Origin of the sequence: Streptomyces sp. 150FB, from assembly GCF_000818195.1 — a bacterium.
GTDB lineage: Bacteria > Actinomycetota > Actinomycetes > Streptomycetales > Streptomycetaceae > Streptomyces.
In genome coordinates, this window is record NZ_JTHL01000001.1 from 784,708 (window position 1) to 786,454 (window position 1,747).

Genomic DNA, 1,747 nt, shown 5'->3' on the forward strand with positions numbered 1-1,747 from the left:
GTCCGGCGTCCGGCTCCGCGGCGCCACCGTCCGCACCGAGAAGCAGCAGCACGCCGGCGACCGGGGCTTCCCCGACCCGGGCCGGGACGTCCTCGGGCCGCACCACCGCGGGGACGCCGCCGCGCCCGGCCACCGCCTTCAGCACGCTTTCGGTGAGCGGATCGGCGGCGCCCAGCGGCACCACCAGCCACGTACCGGACAGCTCGGCGGCGGGGAGTCCGGGGAGCGCGGCCCAGGTGAGTCCGTACCGCCACCGGCCCAGTGCGGCGGCCGACTCGCCCTTGCGGTGCCAGCGCGCGAGTGCCGGCAGCACCTCGCTGAGCTTCGGGTCGCCGTCGACCCGCAGGCTCTCGGTGAGCGCGTTCAGGTCCTGCCGGCGCACCAGCGACCAGAAGTCGCCGTCCGGTGCCTGGGGCTCCTTCCAATACCGCCGGTGCTGGAACGAATAGGTGGGCAGGTCGACGCGGCGGGCCCCCGGGAACACCCGCTCCCAGCGCGGCGTGACCCCGTGCGCTGCCAGTTCCCCGAGTGCCCGCGCGGTCTCGTCGGCCTCGGACCTGCCGCGCCGCGCGCTTGCCACGAACAGCGTCCCGGGGACGTCCTCGGCACACTCCTCGCCCAGGCCCGTGAGAACCGCGTCCGGGCCGATCTCGCAGAACGTGCGCACGCCCCGCTCCAGCAGGGCCCGCATGCCGTCCAGGAAGCGCACGGGTTCCCTGACCTGGCGCACCCAGTAGTCCGGGTCCGTCATGTCGCCCGAGGCGAGGACCGGGATCTCCGGGCGGTGGAACGTCAGCCCGCGCACCACCTCGGTGAAGTCGTCCAGCATGCCGTCCATGTGGTGCGAGTGGAAAGCGTGACTCACCCGCAGACGCCGCGCGCCCGGCCACCGCTTCGCACAGCGCTCGACCGCCTCCGCGTCACCCGACACGACGAGGGACCGGGGCCCGTTCACGGCGGCGACCGATACGCCGTCCGGCAGCGAGCCCGCCACCTCGTCCTCCGCCGCGTGGAGCGACATCATGACCCCGCCGGGGGCCAGGGACTCCATCAGGTCGGCCCGCGCCGTCACCAGACGGCACGCCTCCTCCAGCGAGAGCACTCCCGCGACGTGTGCGGCGGCCACCTCGCCGACCGAGTGCCCGACCAGCGCGTCCGGTACCACACCCCACGACTCCCACAGGCGGTACAGGGCCACCTGGTAGGCGAACAGGGCCCGTTGGGCGTTTCCGGTGCCGCGCAGGACATCCTCGTCGTCCACCCGGATCCCGCCGACCCCCGCGCTCGCCTCCGCGAACGCGTCGGCGAACACCGGGAACGCGGCGGCCAGGTCCCGCCCCATACCGACGGTCTGCGCGCCCTGGCCGGAGAAGAGGAAACCCAGCCCGCCGGCCGTCGCGGGCCCCGTCACGCCCCGGTGCTCCGGCTCGCCCGCCGCGACGGCCGTCAGTGCCCCGCGGAAGCCGTCCGCGTCCCGGGCGACCACGACCGCGCGGTGTTCCAGCGCGGCGCGGGTGGTGGCCAGGGAGAACCCGGTGTCGCGCACGTCGGCGTGGTCCACGCGTTCCAGCAGGGCGCGCGCCTGGTCCCGCAGCGCCTCCTCGGTGCTTCCGGACACCAGCCACGGGACCGGTGCCCCGTGGTCCGGCGGGGTACCGGGGCCCGGACCGGGGTGCTCGGCGGCATCCGGCCCGGCCTCCAGGATGACGTGGGCGTTGGTGCCGCTGATCCCGAACGAGGACACCCC

Annotated in this window: 1 protein-coding gene; it reads right to left on the reverse strand. The window is 75.3% G+C overall.

Annotated elements, in window-relative coordinates; translation table 11 throughout:
* On the reverse strand, positions 1-1,747 hold a 1,747-nt coding region (locus tag QR77_RS46445; RefSeq protein ID WP_160310872.1), incomplete at both ends, for a type I polyketide synthase.